Origin of the sequence: Nostoc sp., assembly GCF_036917315.1 — a bacterium.
GTDB lineage: Bacteria > Cyanobacteriota > Cyanobacteriia > Cyanobacteriales > Nostocaceae > Nostoc.
Genome location: NZ_JBALDR010000051.1, coordinates 147,669 through 165,388, shown reverse-complemented (window position 1 = coordinate 165,388; position 17,720 = coordinate 147,669). Strand labels below are relative to the sequence as shown.

The window sequence follows — 17,720 nt, the reverse complement described above, 5'->3', positions numbered from 1 at the left end:
AAAATATATTAAATTATGTTTATTAAGTACTTTCTCTGAGGTTGATAAATAAAGATTGAATCAAAATTAGACAAATACAAATTTTTGTATTTATAGCAGTCCTATTTGATTTGTGAATATTGTTTAGGGCAAAGGGGTTAGGGCTAGTCTCTAGTCCCTTCCATGTCTTTTTAAGGAATCATTTAGGATTTGTCTATTTTGTTTACATTTTGAGAAAAAGTTAACGAGTAATTGCCATGAATACTGTTTTAGTTGTTGAAGATGGCTTAACAGATATGGAAATAATCAGCCGTTACTTGCAACAGGCAGGTTATTCTGTGATTAGCGCCACTAGTAGTGAAGAGGCTCAAGACAAAATAGATAAAAATAAGCCAGACTTAATATTTCTTGATGTAATTTTACCGGGTAAAAGTGGCTTTGAAATTTGCCGAGAACTGAAAAATAATCCTGACACTAGCAATATACCTGTAGTTTTTTGCTCTACAAAAAATAGTGATGTAGATAAAATTTGGGGTAATATGTTAGGCGCTGATGGTTATCTATCAAAACCGATCGATCGCGACGAACTAGTGGTAATTTTAAAGCGATTACTTAATTAGTAAAATATCATAAATAAACAAATCCTAGAAGTCACTATTTTTTAGATGAATCTCTCCAAGAATAAACAATAACTGCAAATAGTGGCTAAAGATAAATAATCAAGGACAAAGGATCGATAGCTTTGGAAACCCAGGAAAAGTTTTTAAGTTTTAATTTGGGAGTAACTGATACAGCTGTAATTTCTTTACAACACATCGCAGAAGTTTTGCAAGTATCATTACCAGAAATATGTGGCGTTCCTCAGATGCCAACTAGTGTCTTGGGCATTTATAATTGGCGCGGTGAGATGCTTTGGTTAGTCGATTTAGAGGCAATGTTAGGTTATCCTCCAATTTCACAAGGGTCAAATTTAGTTTCAAAAATGATGGCAATTGTTTTAGAAAACAAAGGTAAGTATTTGGGACTATTGGTGCGACAACTTATAGATATTGAATGGCTGGATACTAAAGAAATGAAACCCGCAAGTGCTGAATTATTTTATCCGAAAATATCACCTTTTTTACAAGGATACTTTATTAATAATTCAGAGGAGATAATTTTTAATTTGGATGCTACAACTATTATTCAATCTCCAGCATGGGGAATTCATAATTGAATATTTAGTAAGGTGTGATTAGGTATATTGTTTTGAAACCTCCTAATCCTTAATGAGTAAATCACAGATAAATATTGCTTGCCACATATCCAGTTATTACCAATCACAATTTTGAGGTTAATTAAATGACATTTTTGTATAACAATAGCCATGAGAACGAGCATCTAATTTCTGAATTAGAAAATCAGAATGGTAGCGCTCATATAGCAAATATTGCTAGTAGTGAAATATCTTTATTAAATGCGATATCTCAAGAATTTAAAACTTGGCGGCGACAGTTGAAAGACATTGCAACTCACATGCGCCAAGCCCCAGACATTGATACATTACTGAAAATTACTGTAGCACAAGTTAGAGAAAAAATTGCCTGCGATCGCGCCTTAATTTATCAGTTTACTTCGCGGGAATCAGGTAATGTTTTAGCCGAATCGAGAACACTAGGTTGGACACCAACTTTAGGTGAAAATATTCCCGGAATTATTTTTGGTCTATATACCAATCAAGACTATGTAGAAGCTGTAGTTATTGACGATATCCATCAGATTCAACTTACCCCTTATCAAAAGCAACTGCTAGATAAATTTCAAATTAAAGCTAGTTTGAGTTTACCGATTGTAGTAGAAGGTAAAGTGTGGGGCTTACTAGTAGTCAATAATTGCTACTCAACGCGGCAGTGGCAAGAAGTAGAAATTAGCCTACTATCTCAACTGACAACAGAACTAATTTTCAAATTACAAAGCTTTGAATTTCAAAAAGAACAGCAACAGCGGCTACTAGCAAAAAAATCGGTAGCTAAAGTCATCGACAAAATTTTGCGGATATCAAATGTTGATAAGCTTTTTCAAACAACCACTCAAGAAGTACGTCAATTACTAAAATGCGATCGCGTCGGTGTCTATCGCTTCAAACCTGACTGGAGTGGCGAGTTTGTCGCTGAGTCAGTAGGTAATGGCTGGATAAAAATGGTCGGCCCTGATTTTTACATGGTCTGGGAAGATAGCCACTTACAAGACACTCAAGGAGGACGTTATGCCAAGGGTGAAAGCTTTGTAGTTAATGACATTTATCAAATGGGCCATGCTCAATGTCATATTGACATTTTAGAGCAGTATGAAATGAAGGCTTACATCATTGCACCCATATTTGCTGGAGAAAAATTATGGGGTTTGTTGGCAGCTTATCAAAATTCTGGGCCTCGTGATTGGCAACCTTGGGAAGAAACCTTTGTAACTCAAATTGGATTGCAATTTGGTGTCGCTATTTCACAAGGGGAATATCTCGAACAAGTGCAAACAAAATCTGACCAACTAGCTAAAATAGTTGAACAAGAGAAAGTTTTCACTAAGATAGTCAACCGCATCAGACAATCTTCAGATGTAGAAAGCGTCTTCAAAACAACTACTCAAGAAGTGCGTCAATCACTACAATGCGATCGCGTCGCTGTCTATCGTTTTAACCCTGACTGGGGTGGTGAATTTGTGGCTGAGTCTGTGAGTAATGGTTGGACAAAACTGGTAGGCCCTGATATCAAAACCGTTTTGGACGATACCTACTTGCAAGAAACTAAGGGAGGTCGGTATGTCAGAGGTGAAAACTTTATCGTTAATAATATCTATGAAGTAGGATTAGCTCCCTGCCATATTGAGATTTTAGAGCAGTTTGAAGCCAAAGCTTACATGATTGTTCCGATATTTTTTGGGGATAAATTGTGGGGATTGCTGGCAGCTTATCAAAACTCTAGCTCCCGTGAATGGCAAAGCTGGGAAGTGAACTTTTTAGTTCAGACTAGCTTGCAATTTAGTTTAGCTAAATCACAGATAGACTATTTGGAATTAGTGCGAGTCAAATCTGAGAAACTAGCTCAAATAGCAGAACAAGAGAAAGCTGTCACCAAGATCAGTAACCGCATCCGCCAATCTTTAGATGTAGAAGAAATCTTCAAAACAACGACTCAAGAAGTCAGGCAATTACTGCGATGCGATCGCGTTGCCGTGTATCGCTTCAATCCTAACTGGAGTGGGGAATTTGTCGCCGAGTCAGCAGGTCATCTTTGGGTAAAACTGGTAGGCCCCGATATCAAAACCGTCTGGGAAGATACCCACTTACAAGAAACTCAAGGAGGTCGATATGCCCAAGGGGAAAACTTTGTTGTAAATGATATCTATCAGGTAGGTCATTCTCCTTGCCACATTGAAGTTTTAGAGCAATTTGAAGCCAAAGCTTATGTAATTGTTCCTGTATTTGCTGGCGAACAATTGTGGGGATTGCTGGCAGCTTATCAGAATTCGGGAACTCGTGATTGGGAAGAATCGGAAGTTACTTTGTTAGCACGTATTGGCAGCCAGTTAGGATTGGCATTACAACACACCGAATATTTGCAACAAGTACAAGCGCAGTCAGCAAAATTAGCAGAAGCAGCAACACGGGAAAAGGCAGCCAAGGAGTTACTCCAACAACGATCGATTCAACTCCTAACAGCCCTTAGACCCGCTCTCAACGGCGACTTAACGGTACGCGCACCGATTACAGAAGACGAACTAGGCACGATCGCTGATGCTTACAATAATACTCTGCAAGCACTGCGGCAAATTGTTGTTCAAGTACAAGGGGCTGCTCAACAAGTTGCCCAAACTTCTAGCAATAGCGAGTCTTCACTAGCGGGATTAACCAATCTGGCACAACAACAATCTGAGGAAATTACCGCAGCATTAGGCGAAATTCAACAGATGGTGGACTCTACTCAAGCTGTGGTAGCGAATGCTGAGTTAGTGCAACTAGCAGTGCAACAAGCCAATCAAACTGTAGAGTCTGGCGATACTGCGATGAACCTGACTGTCAAAGCAATCCAAGGAATTCGTGAAACCGTTGCTCAAACCAGCAAAAAGATTAAACGCCTCAGCGAATCCTCGCAAAAAATCTCTAAAGTGGTGAATTTGATTGGTAATTTTGCCACACAGACAAACGTACTCGCTTTGAATGCAGCCATTGAAGCTACTCGTGCTGGTGAATATGGCAAAGGCTTTGCAGTTGTAGCTGATGAAGTCCGTTCTTTATCTCGCCAATCAGCAGCTGCAACCATCGAAATTGAAAAATTAGTTCAGGAGATTCAAGCAGAAACCGGAGAAGTTGCAGTAGCGATGGAAACTGGTATTCAACAGGTGGTAGAAGGTACAAATCTGGTCAGTGATACTCGCCAAAACTTAAATGCGATCGTTTCTGCAACTGCCGAAATTAGTCAGTTAATCGAGCGAATTACCGCAGCGACTCAAAAACAAATGGCGCAATCTGTAACAGTAACTAAATCAATGCAAGATGTCGCAGAAATTGCCGATAAAACTTTTGCTGAATCTCAAGAAATTGCAACTGTGTTCCAAGATTTATCAGGAATGGCACAAGAGCTATTAACAACTGCTAGTAAGTTTAAAGTGAAATGAAAAATAGTTAAGAGTTAGGAGTTATTAGGTCAAAGCATTAATTATATAAAGCACTATTTTATTGGCACATGTAAAATGCTTTGACCTTAATTACTTGTAAGTTTTTAGTTAAACAGAGGAGAAGAGTAATTGGCAGAGAGTGTTATTCAACAGAAAAGTTTTAAATTTGCTTTAGAAATTATTCACCTATATATCAAACTACAAGAGCAATGTGAATATGTGCTTTCTAAGCAATTACTACGAAGTGGGATAAGTATTGGCGCGAATATTGAAGAGGCTATATGATTACAGATAACGAAATCCGCGAACAAGGGTACATCTATTTTCTGGCTGAAGCCCCGGAATTAGTCCAAATTATTGAACAAGAACTATTTAGCTTATCGGAAGATTATAGCATTGCTAAAATTCACAATTTAATGCGGGCTACTCATACACTTAAAGGTGGTGCAGCTAACGTTGGGCTAGAATTAATTAAGACGATTTCCCACTTTTTAGAAGATGTATTTAAGGCTTTATACAATCCAAAAGTAGTAGTAGATGCAGAATTACAAACACTTTTATTACAAGCTTATGAATGTTTGAGCATAGCATTAAATACTGAACTAATAGGTAGTACTGTTAATGATGAAGAACTGCTTCACCGAGCGACTTCAGTGTTTGCACAGTTGCAAGAGAATCTGGGCGATGCATTTGGTGCTGAATCTCATATTCCCACTTCTGAAGAATTGGGATTTGATATTGTGCAATCTGTTTTTGAAGTAGGAGTAGAACAACGTCTAAACAGTATTGCCGATCTTATTAAAAATCCACCAAATAATGACGAATTTATCGAGTTTTTACACTCTCAAGCTGAAGTATTTCTGGGCTTGGCAGAATCTTTAAATTTACCTGGATTGGGAAAAATTTCCCAAACTATTCTCTCAGCATTGCAAGCAAACCCTAGTCAGGTACAGCAAATTGCAGAAATTGCCCTTGCAGATTTACAACAAGCAAAAAAATTAGTATTAGAAGGCGATCGCACATCTGGTGGAGAACCGTCTTCAGGTTTACAAAAACTCACAATAGTGGCAAATAATGAGTTGTCTGAAGAATTACAAAATAATTCATTTACTGACATATTTATCATTAATTTAGAACAATTTTATGAATTTCTCACTACATCTGATAACAATAAGAGCGAATCGGTAAAACCAAAAACTGCCAAGTTTTATTTAAAAGTTATTCGCTACATTTATGGCTGGTTTAATCACCAGATGCAAATACCAGAAGCGGAACTAAGTTTGACTTTACTAGTTCCCAGATTAGAAATAAGAAGTCTGCTAAATTATATCGAAAACTGGCTGAAAGACTTTCTTGATTTTGTTCGCGATGAAGAAGATAGTCAAAGTCTTTGTATTTATCGACGTGGGATTATCTTAATAATTTTATTTGCAGTTGCAAAATTTCAATATTCTCTGAAAGCATCTGATAGCTACCTCTCAGGAATTAAAATATTACAAAACCAAATTCATAAATTAGCAAAAGAATATAAAAGTTATCCTCCTGTTACTAGTGAAGAGAAAAATTGGCTTGATAGTCCCAAGTTACAAAAACTGTTAGTTATTAAAGAGATTGTATCTTCTCAATCAACTGATAACTTGCTAGAAGCAATATGGGGAGAAGAAGCAAGGCAGAACCTTGTTGTTGAAGTCGTGACAACCCAAGCTGATAATTCTTCAGAAAAGCTTGATTCATTAACTGTCAGCGACCAGGTAGTTATAGACGTTCCGAAAACAGCTATTGAAGTCATCCCTGATATAGCTACACAAATCAACAAAGAAATAGACGATAAATCAGAGTATGTTGAAACTAAAAACTTTCGTCAACCTTCATTTATTCGAGTAGATACAGAGAGACTGCAACACCTCAATTATTTAGCAGGAGAATTGCTGATTTACCAAAAACGGCGTAGTTTACAAGATGAACAGGTCAAAGAAATAATTGAGCAACTAGTACAGCAACTCACTAGACATCAAACAACTTTAAACGATTTACGCGATCTGCCTTTACAAATACAAAATATTACCTCACAGCAAACGCAAAGTTTTGCAGTGGATTTTGATTCTCTAGAAATGGATGTATATACAGAATTTCACATGACATTGCATGAAGCAATAGAAGAAACACTGCAACTACAAGAAACCACAGAGTCTCTCGATTTGCTTCTGACACAAGCTACTCAAATTAGTGATAAACAAGAGAATTTAACTCTTAATATTATAGATAACTTAGTCGAAGCACGAATGTCGCCTTTGGGCAATATCCTGAATCGCTTCCCCCACATGGTAAATAAATTGGGGAATGTCCATGCCAAACTTGTAGAATTGAAACTTACTGGTAGTGAGGTACTAGTAGATAAAGCGATCGCAGAAAAGCTCTACGATCCCTTGTTACACTTAGTGCGTAATGCTTTTGACCACGGTATTGAAGCTCCGCAAGTTCGCCGAGAGCTTGGTAAACCAGAAGAAGGTTTAATCGAAATCTGCGCTTATCATCAGGGTAGCCAAACTGTTATCGAAGTTCGTGATGATGGTCAAGGATTGAATTTAGACAGAATTCGTAGAAAAGCTGCTGAACTTTATCCCATACAAACTGAAGAAAAAACTAGAAAATATGCTTCTAGTCTGGCTGAACCTGAACTTTTAGATTTGATATTTTCGCCTGGATTTACTACTGCAAATAAAGTAAGTGAAATTTCTGGTCGTGGCATGGGTTTAGATATTGTGCGTACTCAGATGCACGCACTCAACGGCTCGATTTCAGTTCAATCCTTACCCAACCAAGGAACAATATTCATACTCAAAATTCCTTTTTCTATGACTACAGAAAAGTTAATGCTAGTTCAAGCCAAAGGTGTTGTTTATGGTCTGATGTTGGACAGTATCGAAAGAATATTGATTCCCTCTGAACAACAGATTAAAGAAATTGAAGGGAAAAAAGTCTTGTATTGGAATATAGACAATGATGAGACTATGGTTAGCCTTCGTCAACTTTCAAAGTTGATTAATTACAATGGTTCATTCATTAATAATGAGACTCCATACAACACTTCAAATACTCACGACCCAAGTGTAGCGAAAAATCCGGTGCTTTTGCTACAGCGAAATCAGGGAAAGGTTGCTTTAGAAGTTGACCAAATAATCGGCGAACAAGAACTGGTAATCAGACCTTTAGGAAATGCGATCGCACCGCCAAAATACATTTATGGTTGTAGTAGTTTAGCTAATGGTAATCTCATCTTAGTAATTGATGCTTTGTTACTGGTAAAATCTAGCGAAATCCAACAAACAACACTTGATATCAGGGCGCTACCAGTAGCTTCTTCGTCAAATAAAAAAGTCTTACCGATATCAGGGCATACTTTTTCATCTACACCATTACTTGCGGCATCGACTTCCACAACAACTATCGAAACCCAATTCAGTTATTCTCAAGAACCAGATTATAAATCACCAAAAGTTGTTTTAGTAGTAGATGATGCAATTAGTCTCCGGCAAACTCTCTCTCTGACTCTACAAAAATCTGGCTATCAAGTCATACAAGCTCAAAATGGTGTAGAAGCTCTAGAAAAATTGCAGTTACATCCTGAAATTAAAGTTGTCGTCTCCGATTTAGAGATGCCACGAATGAATGGTTTTGAGTTGTTGAGCAATTTCCGCCAATACACCAATTTAGCAAAAATACCTGTTGTAATTCTTACTTCTCGCAGCGCTGAAAAACATCGCCAGCTTGCCCAAGAATTGGGTGCAAAAGCTTACTTAACCAAACCTTTTTTAGAGCATGAGTTTATCTCTAAAATTAAGGAGTTAATTAACAATAATCCAAATGATTTAGATCGTTTACTCATAGTGAAAAATAATTGATAATTTTGACAATGCGATCGCCTTAATTAAGTAGGGCTATTTCATTCCCGCGAAATAGCCCTACTTAGTTACCAGGTAGATTATTTGGATCTACACCTAGAGAACGTAAATACTCGGCTAATTGTTCAGCCCTTTGCCGTTCTTGTTGTGCCTGTTCTGCATCTGTAAAATAGCGGCTTCCTTGCTCGTCATACCAACATAAAAACTCCTGTTGTATCCCGCCAATTACAGCTTGGTGTCGCCCAATACCTAACCCCACCTCTAACATCAAATAAGGCTCACCTATTTGTAATTGGTAGTTTCCATCGAGCAACTTATACACTTCCAAGGGTTGATGTTGGTCGCGTCGCCAAAACTCAGGGTTATAAATTACGTAGTACAATACACCGAGTTTTCTATATATATCTAGTTTTTCGTCGTATTCACCTCCTGGAGTATGGGATACCATTTCTAATGTGAATATTGGAACTATCCCATTTTCTTCCCAAACCGCGTAACTTTTACGTGATTTACCGCCCTTTTTCCGTTCTACTCCCAGACTTAAAAAAGCATCTGGGACTACAGGTACTCTAGGATTTACTCCTGTGGTGTGATACACTCCCATATCTACTCCGAAGTACCAATCCATGCGATTTGCCCAAATGGAGTTAAGTAAGAAGAGTAAAATATTGGGCAAAAAGTTTTGATCTTCGTTATCCACTGGCGTATCGTCTGAACAGGGAAGTTCGTCGGTAGTTGGTAACGCATTTTTGAGATCGGGTGAGAGCATAACCGTTGTCTCGCTGGCGTTTGATGCCTTTATTATAAATGAGCCAACAAAAGTTTAGCGTTTGGGCGCAGCTTCCCCAAACTTAATTAAAAGTGCGATCGCAATACTAACAAACAAAATTAACGTCATACTCAAGGCTGAACCGAATCCCCAATTTTGTGTTGCTCCAAGAAACTGGTTATAAACTAACCGCGCCGCCGTCATACTAGAAGCACCACCGAGTAATTCTGGATCGACAAAATCCCCCAAGCCTGTGATGAATACAAGCATGGAAGCAGCCGCAATTCCCGAAAAAATTTGCGGTACGGTTACTTGGAAAAAAGTTTCCACCGGATTTGCACCTAAATCAGCCGCAGCTTCTAGCAACCGCTTATCTAGCTTTTCGAGAGAAGCATATAAAATCAAAACCATATAGGGTAATAAGCTGTAACTCATGCCAATCAATACAGCTTGACTATTGTTGAGTAATTCCCAAGTAGGCAAGCCTAAATTGCTGAATAAACTGTTCAATAAACCAGTAGGACGAAGAATTGTAATCCAAGCATAAGAACGGAGTAAGGAAGAAGTCCACAAAGGTAAGACAAAGCCTAATAGCAGTAAATTTCGCCAACGCTGCGGCGCTATCTGAGCAATCCAATAGGCGACGGGGAAGCCCAAAATTAAACAAATTACCGTAGTGCCAAAGGCAAAAAATAGCGATCGCCCAATTACTTGCACATAAAGTGAGTCAAATATTCGGATGTAGTTTTTGAATCCGTTGGGATTGACCAAATCTCCTGGTCGGATGTCTGCAACTAAACTTAACTCGAAAATGATCAAAGCTGGCAGCACCAACAAAAGTAATAACCAAATCGCAGATGGTGCCAGCAACACCAAAGGTTGCAGCCAATTTATAACGGGGTTCTGCAATTTTTCTATTTTAGAAATCTCATTTTTTTCCAAATTAATCACTCCTAACTCCTAACTCCTAACTCCTAATTCAATTAACTGCTAGTTAATTGAGTCCAATAACGATCGTAAACCTCTTCAAATTCTCTTACAGGTGTAACACGTTCACAATTTTTTAACAGTGACTCTGCTGGAAACAAATTAGTGTTGTTTTGGATTGTTTTTGGCAATTGCTCAAATCCGGCGTTATTCGGCGTAGAAATGTTTAGGCGTTGAGTGATTTGGGCTGCGATTTCTGGTTGCAAAATCATGTTAATCCAAGCATAAGCTCCAGCTTGGTTGGGGGCTGCTTTGGGAATTACAATAGTGTCTGTCCATAATGAAGAACCACTGCGAGGAATCACATATTTGAGTTTAGGGTTTTCTTGAGAGATTTTCACTGCATCTGCCGAATAACACATTGCCAATAGTAAATCTCCTGCCAGAATTTGATTTTGCCAAGCGTCTGTGTCAAAACGGGCGATCGCAGGTTTTAGCACCTTCAATTTTTCATAAGCTTGTTTGATTTCTTGTTCATTTTTTGAGTTGTAAGAATAACCGAGCATTCGTAAGGTTGCACCCATAACTTCTCGAACATCATTAAGCAAGGTCATCCGCTGATTCAGTTGCTCTTGATTTTGCCAAAGATAATCCCAGTCTTGTGGTGCATCTTTAATTTTTTCGGAATTGTAAAGTAAACCTGTTGTCCCCCAATTAAAAGGGATACTATAGCGGTTATTGAGGTCATAACTAGGATTTTGAAAACGGGGAAATAAATTCTCTAGACCGATTAAGCGATCGTGATTTATTTCTGTTAACAAGCCTTTGTCTACCATCTTCTGCACCATATAATCAGATGGGTTGATGATGCTGTAAGTGCCACCGCCTCCAGCTTGCAATTTAGCCAGCATGACATCATTGGAATCATAGACATCTGCCAGCACTTTTATGCCAGTTTGAGCGCTAAAAGTTTTCAGTAATTGGTTGTCAGTATATTGTGTCCAGGTAAAGATATAAAGTTGGTCAGGCTGACCATTCGTATTAGAATTAGCACGTACTTCAGCCAGCCTCCAGCCACAACCACTTAAAGATAAGCTAGAAAGTGCTGCCACCCCTTTTAAAAATTGGCGTCTGTTAGTCATTAAGTTAATAGTTAATCATCTTTTGTATTGTTGCCGATTGGTTCTAAATATGCCTTTAATTGGAGTGCCCATAGGTAGTTTAAAGATTAACTTAAGTGTATCTATCTGTGCAACTGTTAATAAGTTACTTTTGTTAGCTAGTGTTAGGCACGGTTTTTAATCAAGCTTGAGTTATAAAAATTAACAAAGTGAGCGATCGCCAAATTATCAACGAAACTCAGTGTGGCAAGCTGAACTGCACTTCTGTAGTAGCAAAAATTACAGGTTTTGTCCTTACCTTAGCAGTTAAAACTGTGACAGGAGTTTTGGATTCATAACTGTAAGGAGGTAATTATAAAATGTCTTGTTGGCAAAGCTTTCGCTCTCAGTGGCAGCGAGTTCGATATTATCTGATTTTTCTGACTGCCATTTGGTTGAGCTTAGGGGTTCCAGGTTGCAGTTTCTCCCCACCCAATTCTCAAACAGCTTCATCTCCTCAACCTACCCAGATAAACCCGGCTGTACAACGTTTTGACGGTGTGACGATTAATGTCATTACCCAAAAAGGGGTGCTGGATGTTGCACTTAATCGGCATATCGGTAAGTTTGAATATCTGACTGGTGCAAAGGTGAATATGGTAGCTTTTCCGTTTGGAGACCTCTACCAGAAACTACAACAGGACTGGTCGAGCCGCACTCCTAAGTACGATATGGCAGTAATTCTTTCTAAGTGGTTAATTGACTTTATCAATACCAACGATCTAGAAGATTTAACCAATCGGGTTCAGTCTGACTCGGCCTTGCAATGGCAGGATATTGCTCCTATCTTTCGAGATGTGAGTGCAAGGTATAAACAGCGCATTTACGCGATACCCTTGGATGGTGATTTTCAGATGGTGTACTATCGCAGCGATCTCCTCAAAACTGCTGGATTAGAGCCTCCGACAACTTGGGACGATTATCTGGCGATCGCTAAACAGTTTCATGGCAAAGACTTAAATAATGATGGGGAACCCGATTACGGCTCTTGTATGGCAAAGGGTCCTCGCTTTGCCGGTTACTTGCTGTTTGCCTCAATTGCTAGTTCCTGGCTGCAATCTCAGGGAACAACACAAGGAATATTTTTTGATCTGGAAACCATGAAACCTTTGGTTCGCAATCCAGGGTTTGCTAAGGCGCTGGATATCTATAAAAAAACGATGGAGTATGGCCCGCCAAACGAAGCAAACTTGAGTCTCTTTGAAGAAAGACGACTGTTTACGAGCGGCAGATGCGCCTTGACCCTGGAATCGGGAGATATTGGCACATTAGCGATCAATTCGGCTACGTCGAAAGTGATTGACAAAGTAGGCGCTGTTGTGACTCCAGGCAGCACTCAGGTACTCGATCGTCAAACAGGGAAATTGGTAGCTTGCGATAAGTTTAACTGTCCATATAGCATTGCTGGGGTTAATCATGCGCCTTTTACTGCCTTCGTGGGTTGGTCTGGTGTTGTGTATGCAAAGGCAGCACCAACAGTCAAGGATGCTGCATATTCGTTCCTTTCCTATATGAGTCAGCCTGCTCAGGCAAATGTGGATGTCACTATCGGCGAGACAGGTATCAACCCTTACCGGATTTCTCAATTTCAAACCATTGATTCTTGGCTCAAAGCAGGGATGTCGCCCGATGCTGCCAACAACTATTTAGGTGCGATCGGTGTCAGCCTGAATAGTCCAAACATGGTTTTGGATCTGAGGATTCCTCATAACCAGCAATATCAATTGGATGTCCTCGATGTTGTTCTCGCCGATTTCTTAGCAAGCAAACTGACGACACAGGAGGCAATGCAGCAGATTGAACAGGGATGGGAGCAGATTACCAATAAAGTGGGGCGTGAGTCTCAACGCGCCGCTTACCGCGCTAGCCTTGGGCTATGAGGGAGGAATCAATTCAAAATTCAAAATTCAAACATTTTAGACATTTCAGACGGGGATTTAAACCCCGACTGAAATCCATCCCAGCCCATGCTTCCTGCTCCCCTACCTCTTTTTCAACCCAGCTGTTCATTTCACGAATGAAGTGGGCATCTTAAAAATAATTGAGTAAAAATGATCTCGAATATGATTTGTAATACACTGCCAATATCAGTAGCTTGAGACTGTAAAAGGAGCCACGCTAGTGCGAAATTGGAACCTCAGCACAAAAATTATTGCTTCTTATTCAGTGCTAATCGCAGTAATGGCTGGGACACTAGCTTCAGGGATGTACTGGCAGTTGTACTCTAGTCAACGACAGGCAATCCGTAATCGTCTTTTGGCGATTGTCAGTCTGGCAGTTCCACAAATCGACAGCGATTATCACGGATTGGTTCTCCAGCGTAGCGATCGCACCTCAGCCTTTTACAAAATTAATCAAGATAGACTTGTAGCAATTCAAGCAACCAGTAAAGATGTTAAGCGTATTTATACGGTACGCCAACAACCAAATAAAAAATTTGTCTATGTCTTAAACTACGACCCTACCGATCGAGGCAAAGGTGTATTGATTGGCATGGATTACACAAAGTCATTAGATAATTTGTATGCAGCCGTTGCCCACAATGCACCGTTTGTTGAGGAGGAATTTCACCAAACTGCAAATGGCGAAACCATTCTTTACGGCTATGCCCCAATTACCAATCTCCAGGGGCGGGTGAATGGATTCTTGGTGGTTGAACTGGACGCAAGTTCTGTAGTTCGCCAGGAATATTCGGTAGCCGAATTTGCTCTGATAAATTTTTTCGCTGTGTTGTTAGTAACTGTAGTTTTAGTGCGTTGGCTATCGCGATCGCTGGTAGTGCTACCTATTTTACAACTCAATAGCGCTGCCAAGCAATTAGAAACGGGGAATTGGAATGCCACTCTACCAAGCAATGTCTACGACGGGCTACGCCTACGCACCGATGAACTTGGAGAACTCTCCGTATCTTTTAACAGCATGGCCAAACAGTTGCAAACCTCCTTTGCCACCTTAGAACAAAAGGTAGAAGAACGCACACTTGAACTAGCAGAAGCAAAAGAGAAAGCCGATACTGCAAACCTTGCCAAGAGTGAGTTTCTTGCTAACATGAGCCATGAACTGCGAACTCCGCTCAATGGCATCCTGGGCTATGCCCAAATTCTCCAAAATGGTGAACCCTTAACAGAACGAGCTAAAAAAGGTGTAGATATCATCTATCAGTGCGGCAATCATTTGCTTAATCTGATTAATGATATCCTTGACCTCGCCAAAATCGAAGCCCGCAAGTTGGAATTATATTCTAGCGATGCCTATTTCCCGGCACTTTTGGAGGGCATTGCAGAGATGATGCGCGTGCGTGCTGGTCAAAAAGGAATTTCTTTTACCTATCAACCTGATTCTAATTTACCTGTTGGCATTACAGTCGATGAAAAACGCCTACGCCAAGTGTTGATTAACTTATTGGGGAATGCGATTAAGTTTACTGACGAAGGCGGAGTTACATTTCGCGTTAAAACTCACAAACTGGAAACTGCAACCTATCAAATTCGCTTTGAGGTAGAAGATACAGGCGTCGGGATATCGCCAATCGGACTCACAAAAATTTTCCAACCCTTTGAACAAGTGGGTGATGTGAAGAAACAAGGAGAAGGTACTGGACTAGGGCTAGCAATCAGTCTGCAAATCGTTTCTCTGATGGGTAGCACCCTAAATGTGGACAGCCAACTTGGACAAGGTAGCACTTTCTGGTTTGAGGTCGAACTTCCCGAAGCTCAAGAATGGGCAGCAAGTCTGCGAACAACTAAGCAAGGGAAGATTGCCGGATTTGAAGGCAGCAAGCGCCAGGTGCTGGTAGTCGATGACCGTTGGGAGAATCGCTCGGTTTTGGTGAGTTTACTGGAACCTTTGGGTTTTGCAGTGATTGATGTCAGCAACGGTAAAGAAGGATTGGATAAGGCGAAAGAGATTCATCCTGACCTGATTATTACAGACTTGATGATGCCAGAAATGGATGGCTACGAGATGCTGCGACAGTTGCGACAGATTCCTGAGTTGCAGAATGTTCCAGCGATCGCCTCTTCAGCTAGTGTATTTGAAAGTAACCAAAATGAGAGTATCACAGCCGGAGCCGATGCGTTTTTACCCAAGCCTGTAGAAGCCCCAGCGCTGCTGAAGTTGTTGGAAAAATACCTGAATCTAAAATGGATTTATGACCAAAATTCCATTGCTGTGGAGCCGATGAAAGCCAACTCAGAGGCAATATCTTCATCCACCCCAGATGAGATCGTTCCCCCAACCGAAGAGGTTTTGTCGCAATTGCACACATTAGCGTTGCAGGGGCGCTTGATGGCCATCGAGCAACAGCTAAAAACTTTGGAAAAAGTGGATGAACAGTACCAACCGTTTGTTAAAGCAGTCCGTAAATATGCAGATAATTTTCAGATTGAAAAAATCCGAACATTTCTTGAACAGCATCTCCCTAGTGTTAAAAGTTGATCTACTGATTTTACCTTGATAAACCCTTTGTGATTTCATCACCATTTTTACTATGACAGTATTCTCTACAAATTCCATTACATTTAACAGTCCCGTTACCAACCAGTTTGACAATGGCATTATCCTGATTGTCGATGATGTGCCAAATAACTTGAAGGTGCTTTCAGATACCTTAGCCAATGCTGGTTTTGAAGTTGCGATCGCTACGAGTGGTGAAGGTGCGCTACAACAATTAGAACATACTCCAGTGTCTTTGATTTTACTGGATGTGATGATGCCGGGGATGAATGGTTTTGAAACCTGTCAGCACATCAAAGCTAATCTAAAAACCCGAAATATTCCAATTATCTTTATCACAGCCCTTTCGGAATCGGTGAATAAAGTCACAGGTTTTGAACTAGGAGCCGTTGACTACATTACCAAACCGTTTCAACAAGGTGAAGTGTTAGCGCGGGTGCGATCGCACTTAAAACTTAACCACTTGAGTCAGTCTCTTGAAGCCAGAAATACAGAACTGCAACAACTCACCCAGCAACTAGAGCAACGAGTTACTGAACGAACCCAGGAACTATTTGGATCGATTGAAACCCTCAAACAAACTCAACAATTGATGCGCTTAGTATTTGATACTATTCCCCACTGGGTAGGCTGGAAAGATATCAATTCAGTTTATTTGGGCTGTAATCAAAGTTTGGCTAATGCACTAAACTTAAGTTCACCTGATGAAATTGTGGGTAAAACCGACTATGATTTACAGGCGAGCAAAGAAGAATCCGATTGGTTTAGAATGTGCGATCGCCGCGTCATGGAATCTGGTAAAGCAGAACTCCACATAATTGAACAATGGCAACGGGCGGATGGTCAGCAAGTTTGGATGGATACGAGCAAGATGCCTTTACGCGATGCCAACGGAAATGTGTTCGGCATTTTATTGGTGACAGAAGACATTACCAAACGTCAGCTGGCACAAGAAGAACTCAAACAACAAAAACAAAATCTAGAACAAGCACTAGCAGAACTTCAAGGCACCCAAGTGCAATTGGTGCAAAGTGAAAAAATGTCGGCACTGGGAAACCTTGTAGCGGGGGTGGCACATGAAATCAATAATCCTGTTGGCTTCCTGGGCGGCAATATTCAACCTGCCTTAGATTATATCAAGGATATATTTGGCTTAATTGATTTGTATCAAGAGGAATATTCTACTTCTAGTGCCATAATTCAAGATGAAATCGAAGCAATTGACCTCGATTACATCCGCGAAGATTTACCGAAGTTAGTGGGTTCTATGCAAGAAGGTGTGAAGCGAATTCGGGATATTAGTACTTCTTTACGAACCTTCTCTCGTGCTGATAGCGATCGCCCCGTTGCTTGCAATATTCATGATGGCATCGACAGCACCATTTTAATTCTCAAACATCGTCTCAAATCCTCAGAAACCCGCCCAGAAATTCAAGTTATCAAAGAATATGGTCAGCTACCATTAGTAGAATGCTTTGCTGGGCAGTTGAATCAGGTGTTTATGAATATTTTAGCGAATGCTATTGATGCTTTGGAAGAGTCAAATATTGGACGCGCCTTTGAAGAGATAAAAGCTCATCCCAATGTTATCACAATTATTACTCAAGTTAGTGAAAATAAGCAAAAAGTAATTATCAAGATTAAAGATAATGGTAAGGGAATGAATGAACAAATAAAATCAAAAATATTTGACCATTTATTTACGACCAAAGCTGTTGGTAAAGGCACGGGGTTAGGATTAGCGATCGCTCGTCAAATCGTTGAAGAAACCCACGGTGGAAGATTGAGTTTTAACTCAGTTATCGGTGAAGGTACGGAGTTTCTTCTTGAGATATCAGTGTAATTTTTGGCTCGTTTAGTAAACAATTTCAAGCATCT

Annotated in this window: 12 protein-coding genes; 9 read left to right on the top strand and 3 right to left on the bottom strand. The window is 40.0% G+C overall.

Features of this window, described 5'->3' with window-relative positions; all coding sequences use genetic code 11:
* The first annotated feature begins 236 nt into the window (after positions 1-236).
* The 5 genes from V7K84_RS24935 (at position 237) to V7K84_RS24915 (ending at position 8,531) form a co-directional block, all read left to right on the top strand.
* Entirely contained in the window at positions 237-599 is a 363-nt protein-coding gene (locus V7K84_RS24935; protein ID WP_292754625.1) for a response regulator transcription factor, read from the top strand.
* 122 nt (positions 600-721) lie between these two features.
* Positions 722-1,195: a chemotaxis protein CheW gene (locus tag V7K84_RS24930; protein ID WP_334841989.1), complete on the top strand. Its 474-nt coding sequence runs from the start codon at positions 722-724 to the stop codon at positions 1,193-1,195.
* 125 nt (positions 1,196-1,320) lie between these two features.
* Complete coding sequence (locus tag V7K84_RS24925) at positions 1,321-4,629, top strand: GAF domain-containing protein (RefSeq protein WP_334841987.1); 3,309 nt, start codon at positions 1,321-1,323, stop codon at positions 4,627-4,629.
* Between the two features lie 129 nt (positions 4,630-4,758).
* The gene (locus V7K84_RS24920) at positions 4,759-4,914 is read left to right on the top strand and encodes a four helix bundle protein (RefSeq protein ID WP_334841985.1); all 156 of its coding nucleotides are present in this window, start codon (positions 4,759-4,761) and stop codon (positions 4,912-4,914) included.
* Complete coding sequence (locus V7K84_RS24915) at positions 4,911-8,531, top strand: hybrid sensor histidine kinase/response regulator (RefSeq protein ID WP_334841983.1); 3,621 nt, start codon at positions 4,911-4,913, stop codon at positions 8,529-8,531. Before V7K84_RS24920 ends, V7K84_RS24915 begins: the two co-directional genes overlap by 4 nt.
* Before the next feature lie 64 nt (positions 8,532-8,595).
* Here V7K84_RS24915 and V7K84_RS24910 read toward each other — a convergent pair whose 3' ends face one another.
* Genes V7K84_RS24910 through V7K84_RS24900 form a run of 3 tightly spaced genes read right to left on the bottom strand, consistent with a single transcriptional unit; the run spans position 8,596 to position 11,369 of the window.
* The gene (locus V7K84_RS24910; RefSeq protein WP_334841981.1) at positions 8,596-9,300 is read right to left on the bottom strand and encodes a Uma2 family endonuclease; all 705 of its coding nucleotides are present in this window, start codon (positions 9,298-9,300) and stop codon (positions 8,596-8,598) included.
* Between the two features lie 54 nt (positions 9,301-9,354).
* Positions 9,355-10,248: an ABC transporter permease gene (locus tag V7K84_RS24905; protein WP_334842137.1), complete on the bottom strand. Its 894-nt coding sequence runs from the start codon at positions 10,246-10,248 to the stop codon at positions 9,355-9,357.
* Between the two features lie 35 nt (positions 10,249-10,283).
* Entirely contained in the window at positions 10,284-11,369 is a 1,086-nt protein-coding gene (locus tag V7K84_RS24900; protein WP_334841979.1) for an ABC transporter substrate-binding protein, read from the bottom strand.
* A gap of 188 nt (positions 11,370-11,557) precedes the next feature.
* Here V7K84_RS24900 and V7K84_RS24895 point away from each other — a divergent pair, with 188 nt between their 5' ends.
* The 4 genes from V7K84_RS24895 to V7K84_RS24880 all read left to right on the top strand — a co-directional run bounded on the left by V7K84_RS24895 (position 11,558) and on the right by V7K84_RS24880 (position 17,685).
* Positions 11,558-11,686 (top strand): hypothetical protein, encoded by a 129-nt coding sequence (locus tag V7K84_RS24895; RefSeq protein WP_334841978.1) that lies wholly within the window; start codon positions 11,558-11,560, stop codon positions 11,684-11,686.
* 21 nt (positions 11,687-11,707) lie between these two features.
* Positions 11,708-13,267 (top strand): ABC transporter substrate-binding protein, encoded by a 1,560-nt coding sequence (locus V7K84_RS24890; protein WP_334841976.1) that lies wholly within the window; start codon positions 11,708-11,710, stop codon positions 13,265-13,267.
* Positions 13,268-13,508: 241 nt separating this feature from the next.
* On the top strand, positions 13,509-15,824 hold the full coding sequence (locus tag V7K84_RS24885; protein ID WP_334841974.1) for an ATP-binding protein: 2,316 nt from the start codon (positions 13,509-13,511) through the stop codon (positions 15,822-15,824).
* 52 nt (positions 15,825-15,876) lie between these two features.
* Positions 15,877-17,685 (top strand): response regulator, encoded by a 1,809-nt coding sequence (locus V7K84_RS24880; RefSeq protein WP_334841972.1) that lies wholly within the window; start codon positions 15,877-15,879, stop codon positions 17,683-17,685.
* Positions 17,686-17,720: the final 35 nt, after the last annotated feature.

Coding starts and splice junctions, on each gene's coding strand:
- V7K84_RS24915 (WP_334841983.1), top strand. CDS start 4,911: ATGATTACAGATAACGAAATCCGCGAACAAGGGTACATCTATTTTCTG.
- V7K84_RS24900 (WP_334841979.1), bottom strand. CDS start 11,369: ATGACTAACAGACGCCAATTTTTAAAAGGGGTGGCAGCACTTTCTAGC.
- V7K84_RS24925 (WP_334841987.1), top strand. CDS start 1,321: ATGACATTTTTGTATAACAATAGCCATGAGAACGAGCATCTAATTTCT.
- V7K84_RS24880 (WP_334841972.1), top strand. CDS start 15,877: ATGACAGTATTCTCTACAAATTCCATTACATTTAACAGTCCCGTTACC.
- V7K84_RS24910 (WP_334841981.1), bottom strand. CDS start 9,300: ATGCTCTCACCCGATCTCAAAAATGCGTTACCAACTACCGACGAACTT.
- V7K84_RS24935 (WP_292754625.1), top strand. CDS start 237: ATGAATACTGTTTTAGTTGTTGAAGATGGCTTAACAGATATGGAAATA.
- V7K84_RS24890 (WP_334841976.1), top strand. CDS start 11,708: ATGTCTTGTTGGCAAAGCTTTCGCTCTCAGTGGCAGCGAGTTCGATAT.